General features: G+C 56.3%; 13 protein-coding genes. 5 read left to right on the top strand and 8 right to left on the bottom strand.

All coding sequences use genetic code 11. The features are described 5' to 3' along the window. Positions 1 to 100: 100 nt before the first annotated feature. The gene (locus tag BHQ40_RS08870) at positions 101 to 1,012 is read right to left on the bottom strand and encodes a LysR family transcriptional regulator (protein ID WP_070154971.1); all 912 of its coding nucleotides are present in this window, start codon (positions 1,010 to 1,012) and stop codon (positions 101 to 103) included. A gap of 96 nt (positions 1,013 to 1,108) precedes the next feature. Between BHQ40_RS08870 and BHQ40_RS08865 the strand changes: the two genes are divergently transcribed. From BHQ40_RS08865 to BHQ40_RS08855, 3 genes are all read left to right on the top strand, one after another. Beyond that, positions 1,109 to 1,438 carry a nuclear transport factor 2 family protein gene (locus BHQ40_RS08865; protein WP_070154969.1) on the top strand — a complete coding sequence of 110 codons (330 nt, stop codon included), beginning with the start codon at positions 1,109 to 1,111 and terminating at the stop codon, positions 1,436 to 1,438. After that, positions 1,435 to 2,223 carry an SDR family oxidoreductase gene (locus BHQ40_RS08860; RefSeq protein ID WP_070154968.1) on the top strand — a complete coding sequence of 263 codons (789 nt, stop codon included), beginning with the start codon at positions 1,435 to 1,437 and terminating at the stop codon, positions 2,221 to 2,223. Before BHQ40_RS08865 ends, BHQ40_RS08860 begins: the two co-directional genes overlap by 4 nt. A 118-nt stretch (positions 2,224 to 2,341) precedes the next feature. Beyond that, the gene (locus BHQ40_RS08855) at positions 2,342 to 2,749 is read left to right on the top strand and encodes a nuclear transport factor 2 family protein (protein WP_070154966.1); all 408 of its coding nucleotides are present in this window, start codon (positions 2,342 to 2,344) and stop codon (positions 2,747 to 2,749) included. A 66-nt stretch (positions 2,750 to 2,815) separates the two neighbouring features. Here the strand turns inward: BHQ40_RS08855 and BHQ40_RS08850 are convergent, their stop codons facing one another. Next, positions 2,816 to 3,442: a TetR/AcrR family transcriptional regulator gene (locus BHQ40_RS08850; RefSeq protein WP_070154964.1), complete on the bottom strand. Its 627-nt coding sequence runs from the start codon at positions 3,440 to 3,442 to the stop codon at positions 2,816 to 2,818. A 197-nt stretch (positions 3,443 to 3,639) separates the two neighbouring features. Between BHQ40_RS08850 and BHQ40_RS08845 the strand changes: the two genes are divergently transcribed. Together BHQ40_RS08845 and BHQ40_RS08840 are read left to right on the top strand one after the other, a co-directional pair. Further along, the gene (locus BHQ40_RS08845; protein WP_216094867.1) at positions 3,640 to 5,154 is read left to right on the top strand and encodes an MFS transporter; all 1,515 of its coding nucleotides are present in this window, start codon (positions 3,640 to 3,642) and stop codon (positions 5,152 to 5,154) included. A 672-nt stretch (positions 5,155 to 5,826) separates the two neighbouring features. After that, positions 5,827 to 7,524 (top strand): AAA family ATPase, encoded by a 1,698-nt coding sequence (locus BHQ40_RS08840; protein WP_083276800.1) that lies wholly within the window; start codon positions 5,827 to 5,829, stop codon positions 7,522 to 7,524. A gap of 499 nt (positions 7,525 to 8,023) precedes the next feature. Here the strand turns inward: BHQ40_RS08840 and BHQ40_RS08835 are convergent, their stop codons facing one another. The 6 genes from BHQ40_RS08835 to BHQ40_RS08810 all read right to left on the bottom strand — a co-directional run bounded on the left by BHQ40_RS08835 (position 8,024) and on the right by BHQ40_RS08810 (position 15,720). After that, entirely contained in the window at positions 8,024 to 8,821 is a 798-nt protein-coding gene (locus tag BHQ40_RS08835) for a fumarylacetoacetate hydrolase family protein (protein WP_253183299.1), read from the bottom strand. Between the two features lie 74 nt (positions 8,822 to 8,895). Then, complete coding sequence (locus BHQ40_RS08830; RefSeq protein WP_070154960.1) at positions 8,896 to 9,318, bottom strand: nuclear transport factor 2 family protein; 423 nt, start codon at positions 9,316 to 9,318, stop codon at positions 8,896 to 8,898. A 4-nt stretch (positions 9,319 to 9,322) separates the two neighbouring features. Then, entirely contained in the window at positions 9,323 to 9,919 is a 597-nt protein-coding gene (locus BHQ40_RS08825; RefSeq protein WP_216094866.1) for a VOC family protein, read from the bottom strand. Positions 9,920 to 10,040: 121 nt separating this feature from the next. Further along, on the bottom strand, positions 10,041 to 11,480 hold the full coding sequence (locus BHQ40_RS24985) for an amidase (protein WP_083276799.1): 1,440 nt from the start codon (positions 11,478 to 11,480) through the stop codon (positions 10,041 to 10,043). Between the two features lies 1 nt (position 11,481). Continuing rightward, a complete protein-coding gene (locus tag BHQ40_RS08815; RefSeq protein ID WP_070154956.1) occupies positions 11,482 to 13,245 on the bottom strand; it encodes an FAD-dependent monooxygenase in 1,764 nt (587 codons plus the stop codon). A gap of 171 nt (positions 13,246 to 13,416) precedes the next feature. Then, a complete protein-coding gene (locus tag BHQ40_RS08810; protein WP_171905812.1) occupies positions 13,417 to 15,720 on the bottom strand; it encodes a TonB-dependent receptor in 2,304 nt (767 codons plus the stop codon). Positions 15,721 to 16,040 lie beyond the last annotated feature (320 nt).

The raw sequence follows: 16,040 nt of genomic DNA, 5'->3' as shown, positions 1-16,040 counted from the left end.
TTGCGGGCAGGCCGGCGAACGTTTGCTGCTCTCGCTGCGCGGTACTGACCGCCACCGGGCGGTACCGAGCGATCGGCGCACAAGGGCTTAGCCGTCCGGCTCAGGACGGCGAAAGCCGCCCGGCGGCAAAGTCGCGGGCAAGCGCGATAAAGGCTTGGAAAGCGGCCGAGGAATTGCGCCGGTTGGAGTAATAGAGGCACAGTGGCGCAAGCGGCGGCGTCCAGTCTTCGAGGATACGCACGAGCCGGCCCGCAACGATATCCTCGCGAACATCGGCTTCCATGAAATATCCGATCCCGACGCCATTCGTCGCTGCGATCCGCGAGAGGGAGGCCTCGTCGAGCGTGATCGGTCCCTCGACGTCGATCTGTAGCTCCTCGCCGTCCTTCTCGAAGCGCCATTGGAATAAGGCCCCATTGGGGAGCCTGATCCGCAAACAGGGGTAGCCAAGCAGCTCCTGCGGGACTTGGGGTATCTTCCGGCTTTCAAAGAACGCGGGTGACGCTGCGACCGCCATGCGCCTTACCTGACCGAGCGAGATGGCAATCGCATCGCTCGGCACAAAGTCCGAGCTGCGCACCCCCAGATCGAAGCCTGCGGCGACGACGTCGACCAACCGCCCTTCTGTAACGAGGTCGATGTGCACCTGCGGGTAACGCTGCAGATAGGCCAGCACGAGCGGCGCCATGATCTCGCGCGCTGCCGTCGCGAAGGCGTTGATGCGCAACGTTCCCGACGGCACCTCCTGCTGCGCGCGCGCGGTGTTCATCGCCTTTTGGATGTCTTCGAGCGCTGGCTTGATCTGCGCAACGAAAATCCGCCCGGCATGTGTGAGTGAGACGCTACGCGTGGTGCGATTGAACAGCCGCACGGCAAGCTCGCGTTCGAGCTTGCCCACCGCGTTGCTGATGGCCGTTGTCGACAGATTAAGGTCGAGGGCCGCCGCCCGGAACGAACCGCACCGCACGATGGCAAGCACTGCCTCCAGCTCGATCAGCGAATGGCGACTCATTATCCCGATTTCCGTGACACGCTATGGCGATTTGTCTTGATTATCAGGCGGAATGTCCATCGCTAAATCTGCGTCGTCACCGCTGAGGAGATGACGATGAGCATTGATCTACCCAAACCAATCGCCGACTATGTCGAGGCAAATGCCCGCCTCGATATCGACGGCCTGATAAGGCCCTTTCAGCACGACGCCGTCGTCATCGATAACGGAAAGCGGTTCGAGGGACGTGCGGCGATCCGCCATCTGCTCGAGGATGAGGTTATCCCGGTGAAGGCGATCTTCATGCCCGATGCCGTGCGGGAAGAGGGCAACGACGTCGTGGTGGAAGGTCCCGCGCACGGCGACTTTCCGGGCAGCCCGCTCCGCTTCACCTACCGCTTTACGCTCGCAAACGACGCCATCAAGACGCTGGAGATCACGCTATGAGCATCAAAGCTGATCCCACTGAGTTTGCCGGCAAGCGCGTGCTCGTGAGCGGTGGCACCAAAGGACTGGGCCGCGCGACCGTCGAGCGCTTTCTTGCTGGCGGTGCGCAGGTCATCACGGCCGCAAGGGCTATCAAGGATACGATCGAGGGCGTCGGATATGTCCAGGCGGACCTGACCACGCCCGAAGGCGGCGAAGCACTTGCCACGGCGGCTGTGGAGAAGTTGGGTGGGATCGATATCCTGGCGCACGTCGTCGGGGGTTCGGCTTCTCCTGCCGGCGGCTTTGTCGCGCTGACGGACGCGCATTGGCTTGCTGAGTTGAACCTCAACCTGCTGGCGACCGTTAGGCTCGACCGCTTGCTGATCCCGCAGATGCTCGAACGAGGCAAGGGCGTGGTCGTGCACGTCACCTCGATCCAGTCCGTTCTGCCGCTGCCGGAATCCACGACCGGCTATGCCGCCGCAAAGGCTGCGCTTCGGACCTACAGCAAATCGATCTCGAAGGAGCTCGGGCCAAAAGGCGTACGCGTCAACGCTGTCTCGCCTGGCTGGATCATGACGGAAGCCACGGGAGATTTTCTCGCCATGCTTCAAGCAGCCAATGGCGGCACGATCGAGGACGCGCGTCACTTCGTGCTCGATGCGCTGGGCGGGATTTCAATCGGCCGCGGAGCCGAGCCCCAGGAGGTGGCCGACCTTATCGCCTATTTGTCCGCCGACCGGGCGGCCGCCATTCACGGCGCTGAGTTCGTCATCGACGGCGGAACGATCCGCACCGTCTGATATCGGCAGGTGGGTGTAGTGGCAGACCGCGGCTCTTCAGGAGCAGTTGTCGGGTCATCCGGGCTCAGAGCTACAATCCAATATCTGGATACCGAACCATTTATTCATGGAGTGCATCATGACTGAGCAAACTGGCATCGCCATCGTCAAGAAGTTCTACGACAGTTTCGTGGAAGGTAACATCGAAGACGTCGTAGCGACTTTGAGCGATGATCTCGACTGGAGGGAATCCGAGAACTTTCTGTTAGGCGACCGCAATCCTTACCTGACTCCCGCTGCGGTCGTGGACGGCGTGTTTGGTCGGATCGCCAATGAGTTTCATGATTATGTGGCCGGACCGACCGAGCTGATCGACGCCGGCGATGTTGTGGTTGCCGTAGGCCGATCGAAGGGCATCATGGCTGCGACCGGAAAGCCATTTGACGCACAGTACATGCATGTCGTCCGTGTTGCCGATGGCAAGATCGTCAGTTTTCACCAGGTCATCGACACGCTCGAAATCTGGCGTTCGCAACAGGCCGACTAGGCGCGTTAGCCATTGCCAGTGCGAAGGTCATCAGCTGCCGTCGGCCAGCGTGGTCCTGTACTGGCTTCAGGTAGCCGCACTTCCGCCCGGCGCGCCGGGCTTCGCGTTCTCAACCATCGCTCGAACCGAAAGAGCCGAATTTCTTGCGGCCGCGACCAAACGGTCAGTTGACCACCCCTGACGTGCGAGTGCCGACAGCCCGTGCATCATGGAGGCTACCAGATCGCTGATGGGCTCTGACAAATCCGGTCGCGACTTGGCTAGAAGGTCGCGCATATGCAGACGGCCGTCTTCGGCAATCTGTTCGGCGGCGGATAACGCACTAGGGTCGCTGCAGTTGTGTGTGGCTTCCAACACCAGGCAGCCCTTTGCCAGAGCCTGCTCGCTATATGTGACGGCACGCGCGACCAGGAACTGTTCAATTGCAGTGGCGATGGGGTGCCCCTCAATCAAGAACTCATCGAACGGGGGCGTAGCGCTGGCGTGACGACCTAGGATCTTTTGAAAGAACGCCGCCTTGCTATCGAAAGCGGCGTAGAAGCTCGGAGCAGCGATGCCCAGCGCATGCGTCAGATCTGCGAGGGATACCCCGTCATAGCCGCGCTCATGAAAGAGTCGCTGCCCTAATTCAAGGGCTGCATCGACATCAAAGGACCGAGGTCGACCTGACCGGCCAGATTCTTTATCGCGCACTAAAAAACTCCTTGCGTAAGACGTGCGTTGGGATATTTATCAAGCACTAAAAAATTGCAAAATCCAATCATCGTGGGGGTCTCGGCCTTTGGCCGCACCATAGGCACTGGCGGCGTAGCCAGTTCAAATGAAAGATCCACGGCGGATTACATGTCTGCACCGAACTTCGGTGCCCGCCAGACATCCAGGAAACCATCATGACAAACGAAAATTCAAGGTTGCGTTCGATGGCTGTGCTTGTGGCTGTGTGCCTCGCCTCAGCGTCAATGCCGCTGGCGTTTACGGGGCCAACTGTGGCCCTGCCGAGCATCGGCATGGCGCTTGGCGGCTCGCCGGTTTCGATCAGCTGGGCCACCAACGCCTATTTGCTGGCCTTTGGAAGCCTGCTTCTTGCGGCCGGCACGCTGGCCGATCGATATGGTCGCAAGCTGGTATTCGCGATCGGAACTGGCGGGTTCGCTATCCTGTCGCTAATGCTCGCCCTCGTGCCGGACATGACCAGTTTCAACCTGATCCGCGCATCAGAGGGCGTCACCGCCGCTGCTGCGATGTCCGCTGGGATGGCCGTTCTCGCACAGGAGTTCGATGGGCCCGGACGAATGCGGGCGTTCAGTTTTGTGGGAGCAAGCTTCGGAATCGGCCTGTCAGTCGCGCCGATCGCCTCCGGCTATCTATTCGAGGCGTTCGGCTGGCGAAGCATCTTCGCGGTGGTTGTCGGTTTCGATCTACTCGCTTTCATCATTGGCATGTTTTCGATCGTGGAGACGAAGGACCCTGACGCCACAGCGGTCGACTGGCCGGGATGCTTCAGCTTCACGCTGGCGCTTGCTGCGTTGACGGCGGCGATCCTTGACGGGCCAGACCGCGGCTGGTCCCACCCGATTGTGCTGATTTTGTTTGGATTATCGGTTGCGCTTCTGGCCATGTTCATTGTGATTGAACGTCGCGTTGCTCGCCCCATGCTCGACCTGAGCTTGTTTCGCTATCGGCAATTTGTAGGCGTACAAATTCTTGCCGCCGCGCCCGCCTACGGCTTCGTCGTGCTTCTTATCCTGCTGCCAATCCGCCTCGTTGGCATCGATGGGATGACCGCCTCGGAAGCCGGCCGAACGATGCTCGCAATGTCAGCGCCCTTACTGATCCTGCCGCTTCTTGCGGGATCGCTGACCCGTTGGCTGTCCCCTGCGATACTGTGCGGTCTTGGCCTCGTAGTCGCCAGCGCCGGAGTCTTCTGGCTAGGCCAAGTCCCGATCGGTGCAGGCATTGCCGCGACCGCGCCAACTCTCCTTGTCATCGGCGTGGGCATCAGCTTCCCGTGGGGATTGATGGACGGTCTTGCGGTCAGCGTTGTGCCTAAGGAACGTGCCGGCATGGCGGCGGGCATCTTTGGAACCGTTCGCGTGGCAGGAGAGGGCATTGCTTTAGCGCTGGTAACGGCACTGCTGAACGGCCTGGCACAATCGCAGGTGTCAGACCTCATTCCGCAGCCGGGTAACTCGTCGGCGATCACGCTGCGGCTTGCTACGGGCGACCTGGATGGCGCGTCGGCGCTCGCACCTCAAGTCCCGCTGCCGATACTGCTCACAGGCTACACTCACGCATTCAGCGCGCTGACCGTTTGCCTCGCCACTGTAACGCTCGCGACCGCGGCAGTCGTGTTCATGTCGCTGCGGCAGCCAACAATTGATCGGGGTTCAGCGCCGCAGGTTTGATTGACGCCTTTCACCCGGTGGTACTGGCTTCACCGCTTCGGCAACCACATCGCTGTTCGCGCGCTCGCGCAGATCGAGCAGAACACCCACCAACTTCGCTTCGAGCGCACACCACCTTTGTCGAACACGGTCCAGCGAATATAGGACGACATGGCACTTCAAGGATGGCCGGTATTGGCGCTACCGGTCGTTCTTGCCGGCGGCAGCGATCGGCAGCTTTGTCCCAGCTGCGGTCTACCGATGTCGACCCTTCTACGACGTTCATGGCCGGATTTTCGTTTCCCGGATTCGGACGGTCCGGTTTCTGACGGCTAGCGACCAATGGCGATCAATCTCATCAGTTGGGTTAAATCTCTGGTCCTGACGGAACCTACTCATGGGCGTTCAACTCGGACGTTCGGCAAGCGCCCGCACCCGTGTAGACTGGTCAATTAGCGATCCCAAACGCCATCGTACGTTTCTCTCGTTTCTTGGAGATGAAGGACTGAACATATTGTCACAATTGTCCACCTCATTTGACTTCGTGCTGACTCAGGACAACCGATGAGGCAGATCAGCTGGAGCCCTTTGGCATGGGCACCCAGAACGGTTCAAACTCCTCTTGCCAGTATCACGCTGAGCCACCAAATCGGGCGTTGGTGACAATTTCACGGCTTTCGGCGGGGCGTAACAATGACGGACAACGAAGACGCTAACGAAAATACCGAAGGTCCTGCTATTTTAAAAGAGATCGCAGTTCCTGGCATTGAGGGAACATTGCCTGTTGCGATCGGTAGGCCGACCTTCATTCTCGGGCGCAACGGCACAGGCAAGTCGGCGCTTGTCCATCGTTTGGTGAGCGAAATGGCACCTGACGTTGTCTACTTGCCGGGTTCGCGGCCAGCCTACTTCGATCAAGAAGGTCTGACGATGACCGCCGCGGCCCGCCGCCAGTATGATCAAAATCGCGACCATTGGGATCGACAACTTGAGACGCGCTATCGGCCTGTTTCCGGAACCAATCGAAACGAAAAGGCAGTGTTCGACCTTCAAGCAAAGGAGGCACAGTATAGCCTCGATGCGACCGCCGATATCAAATTGCATGGTCGAGAATCGTCTGCCATCGACCGCCTAATGCTGCGAGATTCTCCGCTGGAGAAGGCCAATCAGCTTTTTGAGCAGGGTAACTTGCCGATCCGCCTCAAAATGGTAACTGGCGAGATGATGGCGACGCGGAGCGCCTCTAATCCTTACGGTATCGTGAAAATGTCGGACGGTGAGAGATCTGCGATGATTCTTGCCGCTGAAGTGATTTCGGCTAAACCGGGCTCCGTATTCCTCATCGACGAACCCGAACTTCATTTACATCGTTCAATTGTGGTACCGCTGTTAGTATCGCTTATGAGTGAGCGTCAGGACTGTGCATTTATAATCAGCACACATGAGCTCTCTTTGCCAACTGAGATTGAAAATGCGCAAGCACTGCTCGTGCGCGGCTGCATTTGGACGGAGGCGGGCACCGTCGTTGGCTGGGACGCGAACCTGTTGCCATCGATTGAAGAAGTGCCTGAAGATATTCGTATCGATATACTCGGATCGCGCCGCAGAATTTTGTTCGTTGAGGGAGTTCAAAGTAGCCTGGATCAGCCGCTATACGAAATTCTTTTCCCCGAGGTGTCAGTCCGCTCGCGTAATAACTGCGTAGAAGTTCAAAAAGCGGTCGCGGGTCTCAGGATGGTGGAAGCCCTACATCATATCGATGCCTATGGGCTAGTCGATAACGACAGCCAGACGGCTGAAAAGATTGCTTCGTTAGCCGACAGCAATATTTACGCGTTACCAGCCTATTCCGTAGAAAGCTTGTATTACAGCGACGAAGTGATGGCCGCGATCGCGGTGAGGCAGGTTTTGGGTAGTGAAGCTAATCCAACGGCCTTGCTCGAAAACGCAAAAATTAAAGCGTTGGAAAGCCTTAAAGAGGCCGACATCAAATTGCTGGCAGGGATGGTTAGCGCGCAGCATGTGCGCCAAGCGATCATCTCTTGCGCTCCAGATCGCCATGCGCTGGTCGCCAACGGCGACGCTCCGCTGAACATAACCATAGACTCGCCCTATCCAGCGGAAGCCGCTCGCCTGAGTGCGCTCATCGAAGCGAAAGATTTGGCAGGTATCGTGCGACGGTACCCCATTCGGCGCACGCAGATTTTGACCAGGCTGGCAACGGGCCTGCGATTTAAAAACAGGAGCGAATACGAGAACGCAGCGCTCACCCAGATCGCGGCCGACCCGAGTATAGCGAGCGCAGTACGAAGCAAGCTGGGTACATTGGCATCAGTCTTGATGCCGCCTGTCGTTAAGGCGATTGAATTAGCCGAAATTGAGGACGCGTGAGTACGCGTCAGGCCATGTGAACGCGCAGTCGTTACCTATCGGGTCGCATCGTAGCGCGCCGCATCAGTTTCCTAAGCCAGATATCAAGATCATATGAAGAGGTGTTCGCTTACGTGGCAGTCGGGAACTACCTCCAGCGTCTTAGATGTAAGCGTCAGCGCTTGCAAACCGCTACTATTCTGGCCGACCAGACCGTCATTTCCGCTGCTTGCGGTCGAGTACATTAGTAGCATTCCTTCGAAAATAGAATGTCGCGTTTATAGTCGCTCGGCAAGCTGACAAGCGTCTGCGACTTGTCGTCAACGCCGATCATCGCCGTTGTCGCGAGACCAGTTATCAATCGTCCCGCGCATGAGGAACGGCAGCTTCCTTTAAGGGAGCGCAACGAAGCAGACTGTCGCGAATGTCCCATTAAGGGCGCTAATCGCCGCCGTGATTTCCGATCTGACGAATTACAGAATGTTGCGCTTCCAGCAATCAGCTCTCGGCTATCCAACATTCAGTCCGCGATCACCCGGTTCGACATGGCTCCGATCCCCGAGATTTCTGTTTCGACGACATCGCCTTCGCGCAGCCAGCGGGGAGGCTTGAAGCCAGCCCCGACCCCGCTCGGCGTACCGGTAAAAAGGAGGTCGCCCGGCTCGAGGGTCATAACCTGCGAGAGATGCTGAATCTGCTCGATCGGGTCGAAGATCAGCTGCTGTGTATTTGAGGACTGCCGTGTCTCTCCATTAACACGGCACTGAATATGAAGGTTGGAAACGTCGATCTCATTAGCGGTCGCGATGCACGGTCCGTGCGGGGCGTGACTGTCAAAGGATTTGCCAAGCATGAACTGCGACGTCCGGAATTGCCAGTCACGGACACTTACATCGTTCCCGACGCAATAGCCGAAGATCGCGGCGCGCGCCTCTTCAGTGTTGGCATAGCGGCACACCTTGCCGATCACGACCACAAGCTCAGCCTCATAGTCGAGCTGTTCAGAGACTCGCGGCAAACGAATGTTATCGTTCGGGCCTATCACCGCAGTCGCAGGCTTGGAAAACCAGAGCTGGTCCGAGGGCGAGTCCATGTTCGATTCGGCAACATGGTCCGCATAGTTGAGGCCGATGCAGCAAATTTTCCCTGGTCGCCTAATTGGCGGCAGGAGGCGGACTGTATCGAGCGCAATCTCTGCGGGCCCGCAGGCAAGCGAGGCGATTTCATCGGACCAATTGGGCCAATCCGCGATGAGCGCAATCATGTCTGCTGGAGCTTCAGGCAGGTGACGGGCAATTGGGATGATCCCATCGGTCATGATTCCAAGAGCCTCGCTACCTCCATACACATAAGAAAGTATTTTCATTGGCTTCATCTCTCGGTCGTATGGCGTCAGGCTGCAAAGCGTGGTGAGATCAATCGATCGGCGATAGCCCACGCGTCGCCATCAAGTACCCAGCAATCTTCGACATCCGCAACAAAGGTCGGTAACGTGGAGCGGCTTGAATCGTCGGAACGAAAGAGGATCAGCATGTGGCTGGCCGAAACTGTATCCGCATTGACCCCATCGAGTACGATATTGGTCACCGCGTGCCGTGTGAAGGCCGCCGTCTGGGCCTCTCTATCTCGCATCGCGTCCGCAATCGCTGCGCCTTCAATCGTGCCGGGTTTAGGCGATCCCTTGCCAAAGGTCAGTTTTGCGTCGGCCGCGAAAAGCCGCGCGACCTTTGAGGCCTGCCCCGAGTCGACAAAGTGATAATAGAGGTGAATTGCATCGGTGATTGCGATGCGGGCGTCCAAATCAATGGCGGCCATTTCCTTAACGCAGCTTCACATCAGAAAGGTCGCGGCTACCGACGTCCGCCCGTCGCTTCAGCTCTTCCGCCGATTCACCCGCGCGCAACCTTACAAGCAAGTCGGCTGGATCGATTTCGACGCCGATTGGGTTCTCGGCAAAGGCTGGTGAGAAAAAAAACATTCCTGATTCCTCGCTAGTCGCAAAATTCTCGACCTGAAACTCTAGCTGGTTCTGATCGGGATCGACGTAATAGAGGGATGTCGTTGGACCGTGATTGATTGAATAGATCGGTTTGATTCCGCGCTCTGCCAGCCGCTCGTAATTTTCCAACAGGTCTATGAAATTGTCGTAAGTGAACGCTACGTGATGAATGCCTGCAATCCCCTCTGGCTGCTCACCGAGTTGTGGAACATTGAGGATCGCGACGCGATGATGTTCGTCGTCATATGAGAGAAAGGCCAACGACTCGTTTTCAAAGGCCGGTTTTGCATTCAGTACATATTTATACCATGCAAGCATCTCAGCGTACCGACTGGTACGCACGACAAAATGCGCGAGCTTGCTAGGACTGACCATTGTGCTGCCCGGGTGCGTCCGATCCACAGTTTCAGTCGTCATATTATTGCCCTCTCTAAACGTGTTGATCGCCGCCTGTGGGGATTGGTTTTCAACTGCTGGAATAAACAGTGGTTATGACCATGCCCAAAATCGATTGGCGCCGAACTTCAAAGCGGAATGTTTAAGTTGCCCTCGGTTGTTCTTTTAAACCTGCGCCGTGGTACATCGGAGGACGACGAAGATGCCAATCTGTTCTCGATTGGAAGCTGTGCGCAGCACGAAATAACAGCGCTTCATCAAAATGGGGCGCGATAATTTGGGCAGAGGTTGGGAGACCCTCTGCAAAGCCAGTTGGAAAGGTGATGGTCGGGCTCCCCGATGCATTGAACGGCATGGTGTAGGCCGTGCGTCGAAGCAGCGCGTTCAGATCGGCCATAGTTTCGGTCTCAATCAGTCCGATCGGCGGCGCTGTGGTCGTCATGGATGGTGCCAAAACCAGATCGACTTCTGTAAACAACGCCCGTAACTGAGCGCGATATATATTTATCGAATTGATCGCTGTTGCCACGTCTGTTCCAGATGCGCTCAATCCCTGATCCAAAAGCGGTCTTATGGAAGGTCCATATTCTGCCGATCGCGATTTATAGGATGCGCGATGCACCTCTGCAGCGCCAGCGGCGGCGACCGTCATCATGAGTGGGAGGTCGGCTGCCGGCAAAGTTACACAACGAAATCTCGCGCCCTCTTCGGAAAGTGTATGCGCGACATGCCGGAGATTTCGAACCACATCGGCGGAGCAATCGCCTTCAATAGCATTCCAATCCACACCAATCGTCACTCCGCTGACGCCTTGTCGGATGGTAGCGAGGTAATCTGGAACGCCAACCTTCTCGGCTGAGGGGTCAAGTGGGTCAGGCCCTGCGATATAGCGAAGTATGGTTGCCGCCGCTTCCGCCGATCTCGCCATAGGGCCGATCGTGTCGAGACATTCCACGAGAGGGAAACTGCCGTGGCGGCTCACACGACCCCAAGTCGGCTTCAAACCTGTGATGCCGTTGTAAGCCGAAGGTATGCGGATCGAACCACCCGTGTCGGATCCCAGCGCCGCGACGCAAAAACCAGCCGATACGGCAACCCCGGTCCCACTGGATGAGAATCCGGGGTCATGATCGGGATTCCATGGGTTGCGAGGAACCGCGATCGACGGATGGTGAAAAAGCGTTGCGCCTTCGGTCATCGCCAGCTTGCCGAGAATTACGGCGCCGGCGTTGCGAAGCCGTTTAACTACCGCCGCATCTTCGTCCGGTACATAATCCGCGCGGATCGGCATTCCCGACGTGGTCACCACGCCCTTCGTTTCGATCAAATCCTTGATCGCTACTGGAATGCCGTGCAGCGGTCCGCGGGCAAACCCGCACTCCCGCTCGACGTCAGCTTGTTTCGCCTCGGCCAGAGCGCTTTCCGCCATGACCCGAACGAAGCATCTAAGGTGCTCGTCATGCGCTGCGATCCGAGCTAGAAATGCTCGCGTAAGGACTAGGGAGGTCAGCGAACCGGCGGAAAAGCCATGCTGAATCTGCGAAATTGATAGATAGCTCAGATCGTCATCGGTCGTAGTCATCCTACAAAGTCTCCTTCAGCCGCGTCTTATCATTCTGGCCGTCGTTCTGCAGGGACCAACCGTGACCGACCCGAACGGCGCGATGTAGCGCAGTATGGGGGTCGGACGGCAGGTCGCGCGATCGCCACAAAACGTGACCATCAGGCCTCACGGCAACCGCGCCGCCAGGATTGATGCCCAATAAATTTGTGCAAGACGGGCCGAAGCGGTTTGTATCGAGAACGACAGCATAGATAGGAATGCCCGTCTCGTTGGAAACTTGATTGACGACATCGGACCATAGAAGTCCATTCACAAACAACGTGATCCCGTCACGACGAACTGCCGCGAGCGTGGACTGCGCATGGCTCCCATCCACAGATGCAAAAGGCAATCGCGCTCCAGGATGCGCATCTGGACGATAATGGCAGGGATTATTTGATGGCGGCGCAGATCCATCTGGGATGAAAGCACCTGCATCGTAGGAGAAGCCAAGATCGATACCGGCTCCTTGGGCGAAATGCTCCGCCTGCTCGTCGATGGCGCCTTGCACCAACGCCCGTCTAGCGACAGCCGCTTGGGACCCGCCGTCGATCCCCAACTTTTCGGGTGGGTAAGGCGTTATTGGGCCTTCTCCTGCTTGGTGGCTGACCGGCGCTAAAGTCTGAATGCCAAGGGCCTCGTCGATCATGCCCATCTTCTGCAGGTTATGCACGCTCTGATCGGTGTTTCGCTGAGCGACCGGTCGACGTTCCTGTTCATATGTATCGAGAAGCGTCTCTGGGGCTTGTCCCTTAATGACTGCTGATAGCTTCCAAGCCAGGTTGTGAGCATCTTGAATCCCGGTGTTCATTCCCAAGCCGCCCGTAGGCGGGAAGCGGTGACAGGCATCGCCTGCAAGTAGGACATCCCCCCGTCGGTAGCTGGTTGCTACCTGCGCACTCATGTTCCAGCTGCTAAGCCCCTGAAGCTCGACAGGAACCTCTTCACTTCCGATCGCTTTCCGGACGATGTTACGCGCAGCTTCCTCCCCGAATGTTTCTAATGAAGCCTCACCGATCGGGACGAGCATCGCCCAAGTTCGCCCTTCTTTGTCGAAGCAGATGAAGACCCCCCGAGAGTCCTTACCACCAATCCAATAGAGCAAGCCTTGGCGGCCCAAGCGCAGACGATCCAGATCTGCTCGAAAATAGATCGTCATAAAGCGAGCGATAGTACGCGGCCCAACCATGTCGATACCAAGCGATCTTCGCACCACGCTCCCCGCTCCGTCGCAACCGATAACCCAATCGGCCTCGATTGTGGTCTGGCTATAGCCACCAAATGTTTGAGTCGTCACGACAGCGCCCGTGTCTAAATTGTCGATGCCGGTAACTTCTTCGCCAAACCGGACTGATCCGCCAAGTTTATTTAGCTCTTGATACAATAGCTGTTCAAAGTGATTTTGAGGCATATTGACCGCGCAAAAAGCGCTTAGTGGTCCGCGCTCGTCGCTGGTCGGCACCTGGATAGGCAGGATACCATATTCCCGCCCCGCCATGCTTTCGACCCACGCAACAAGGCTGCTCAAGGCGGAAGGATCGCCCCGATCGTGTACGATCTGGGCGAGCCCCATTTCCGCTAGAATTTCCTGGGAGCGGGTATTGATAACATGCGCCGCCGGGAAGCTGGTCAAGCTTTCACGGCGTTCGACGACAATCGGATCAAAGCCGCGAAGACGAAGTAGGATCGCGAGGGTAAGCCCCGTAGGTCCGGCACCAACAATCAGAATGCGCTTGCGAGTCAAATTAAGCTCCCAGGATTTTCATTTCGAGGAACGGCGATCCAACTCTGACGCCTAGATATCAGAATACTTTACGAGCGCCGGAAACTACTTGGATTAGAATTAATACTCTGACGTTCTTCTGAGCTTATCCCGTCACCGTGAGATATAAATGTCAGATCTAAGCAGCAGGGATTACTGACCAAACTTAAAGTCTGCTCGCACGCCGTAGGTTCGTGGTGGTGCTATATTCGCGGCAAAGAGGCCCGGAACAAAAACTGCCTGTACGCCGCCCGTGTAGTATACAGTTTTTGTCAGGTTACGGCCAAAAATACCGATAGAGTATTTTCCATCCGCGGCAGTGTACGTGACATTCGCATCCAGCACCGCATATTTACCATCGCGCTCAACCGGTATGAATTCGGTGTTTATCCAGCGGGCGCTTGAATATTTTGCGGATGCATCAATTAACAGAGATGCGCCACTGGGCAAATCGAAAGTATGGCCGTAGGAGATCGTCCCGGTCCACTCGGGCACGCGAGCTACTTGCAGTCCGGCGCAATTATTTACAAATACGGGAAACGGTCCATCGTTGGTCGTGCTACCTGTGGATTGGCGGTACGGAAGCGACGCGCCTGGTGCAAACGGCCCAGCTTGGCGACACCCTAAACTTCCTGCCTGGAAAAAAGGCGCAGGTGTCTGGATGAAGAAACTGTCATAGCGTGAATGGGCATATTCGCCAGCAAAGCTCAGCGTATCTGATGGCGTTAGTTTTGCCAAAACATCGACAGTTGCACCATAAATCGTCGCTGCGCCCGAATTGAAAGTCAGAAAATTTGCAACGCCTAACGGATCTATGCCGACGCGCTGATCCTGCAAAGCCTTATATTTCCAATGATAGGCGCCAAAGTTAAGCTGGAGACGATTGTTTAAAAAGCGGTTCCGAAAACCGAGCTCCAGGGATGCCAGCTTTTCCGGTTTGAAAACCGCCAGAGGAGCGACAGTCTGTGCTAAACCACCGGATTTGAAGCCGGTGCTGTAGGTCAAAAAGACCATGTTGCTCGGTGACAGATCAAACTCAGCTCCCACTTTGTAAGTGAAACCTCGGAAATTCTTGGCGCCGCCAAACTCCTCCAGAACTGTGGGTGGGGTGGTCAGCAGACTTGTGAGAGATCCTTGCAATCGGCGCATCTCATACGTGTACCGGCCGCCTGCGATCAGCCTTAGTCCATCTACAATTCCGACGGTTGCCTGACCGAAAGTCGCATAAGCTTCGGTTTTTGGGGAATAGACGATGTGAAAGTTCTGGAGAACATCGCTTACAAAAACGTCATTGATTGAGTTAGGCGCTTTTTCATTATAGTAATAAGCACCAACTACCCAAGTAAAGTCGGCCGTGCTGTTGCCCAGGCGCGCCTCCACGGAAGTCTGACGCGTGTCCTCGTCTCCCTGAAAGCGCGATGCAAAGTGAGTCACATAGCGCGCCTCTACGCGTCGGTATGCCGGGAGGACGGTCAATGTCGCGAAATCACCGATCCGCCAGTCGACCTGAGCACTGAAATTATAAAGAACTGTGTTTTGTGCGGTATCAGGTTGCAAATCCGCTACAAACGGACCAAGCGGCGCGAAACCATGCATGTAAGCATTTGCTGCCGGCGCAGTTTGCGCCTCATAGGGGCTCGCACCCGGTCGACGCGGAAGATATACATAATCTCCGCCTTTCCCTCCGAGATGGGAATAGTCGGCATTTAGCTGAATTGTTACATCCGGGTCGGGCATCCACTTGAAGCGCAGTCGGGCAGACTGCTGGATATCGTCGTTCGCGCCATCGGAAAGATATCCATTGCGATGCACGAGGTTAAAGGCGGCGCGAATGGCTGCATTATCTCCCACCGGCAGATTAATCGCGCCGTTTGCGCGTAGAAGGCTATAATTTCCTCCTTCAATGTTCAAGTCCAGGGTACGCCGACCAAGTGTCGCCTCGTTCGTTATGACGTTTATCGAACCTCCGTTTGCGTTTCGCCCGTAAAGTGTCCCTTGAGGGCCTTTCAGCACTTCCACCCGTGCAATGTCGTAGAAATTGCCGTCAACACCGTTTGGCCGACCCACATAAATGCCATCAACGTTGAAAGCGACGCCTGGACTGGACAAAGGGCTAAATGCAAAAGCACCCACGCCACGGATAAAAATCTGATTGTTTGATCCACCCTTTCCTATCTCGACGCCTGTCGTAATTTTATTCAGATCGATGGCCGAAGTTACGCCGGATTTAGCCAGTTCAGTGCCGCTGACGACCTGAATGGTTAGAGGCACTTTTTGTACGCTCTGCTCGCGACGCTCAGCAGTCACAACAATATCGTCAATGCCGCCACTCGTCGTCGAAGACGCCACTGGCGGTGTTTCATTCACGCCAGTCGTTTGCGCAAGTGCGGCCGAACCAAACAGGGAGGCACCAATACCCAGTCCCAACGATCCGAATTTGATATTCTGCTTTCTCACCAACTGTCCCCTCTTGAGAAAAACCTAATCTTCCAACGCTGCCTAAAAATCACCGAGCTCGACTCAGCCAATTGCAAAATCACGCCAACGCTCATTCCAAACGCATCATTCCCCAGCGCCATGCCTGGGAAGAACGCTCAAATGGTGGAGCGAAAAATTGCTGTCGGGCGTCTTATCGAAAACACAAGAACGCGTTTTCGCGCCTTCTTTTTGGCAGCAGCCTCCGCTCAAGAAGCTGCTTATCAAGGCATACATTCGTAGTCAAGATGTACGTTAATGTCTATTTTGATGAGAAGCAGATTGCCAGCCTCGCGATATTA

Source organism: Sphingobium phenoxybenzoativorans (genome assembly GCF_001757355.1).
GTDB classification, from domain to species: domain Bacteria; phylum Pseudomonadota; class Alphaproteobacteria; order Sphingomonadales; family Sphingomonadaceae; genus Sphingobium; species Sphingobium phenoxybenzoativorans.
The sequence above is the reverse complement of the archived record's forward strand: the minus strand, read 5'-3'. Positions and strand labels throughout refer to the sequence as shown.

Excerpts from the sequence above, each read along its gene's own strand:
- BHQ40_RS08845 (WP_216094867.1), top strand. The coding sequence starts at position 3,640 with ATGACAAACGAAAATTCAAGGTTGCGTTCGATGGCTGTGCTTGTGGCT.
- BHQ40_RS08835 (WP_253183299.1), bottom strand. The coding sequence starts at position 8,821 with ATGACCGATGGGATCATCCCAATTGCCCGTCACCTGCCTGAAGCTCCA.
- BHQ40_RS08870 (WP_070154971.1), bottom strand. The coding sequence starts at position 1,012 with ATGAGTCGCCATTCGCTGATCGAGCTGGAGGCAGTGCTTGCCATCGTG.
- BHQ40_RS24985 (WP_083276799.1), bottom strand. The coding sequence starts at position 11,480 with ATGACTACGACCGATGACGATCTGAGCTATCTATCAATTTCGCAGATT.
- BHQ40_RS08840 (WP_083276800.1), top strand. The coding sequence starts at position 5,827 with ATGACGGACAACGAAGACGCTAACGAAAATACCGAAGGTCCTGCTATT.
- BHQ40_RS08830 (WP_070154960.1), bottom strand. The coding sequence starts at position 9,318 with ATGGCCGCCATTGATTTGGACGCCCGCATCGCAATCACCGATGCAATT.
- BHQ40_RS08855 (WP_070154966.1), top strand. The coding sequence starts at position 2,342 with ATGACTGAGCAAACTGGCATCGCCATCGTCAAGAAGTTCTACGACAGT.
- BHQ40_RS08865 (WP_070154969.1), top strand. The coding sequence starts at position 1,109 with ATGAGCATTGATCTACCCAAACCAATCGCCGACTATGTCGAGGCAAAT.
- BHQ40_RS08825 (WP_216094866.1), bottom strand. The coding sequence starts at position 9,919 with ATGACGACTGAAACTGTGGATCGGACGCACCCGGGCAGCACAATGGTC.
- BHQ40_RS08860 (WP_070154968.1), top strand. The coding sequence starts at position 1,435 with ATGAGCATCAAAGCTGATCCCACTGAGTTTGCCGGCAAGCGCGTGCTC.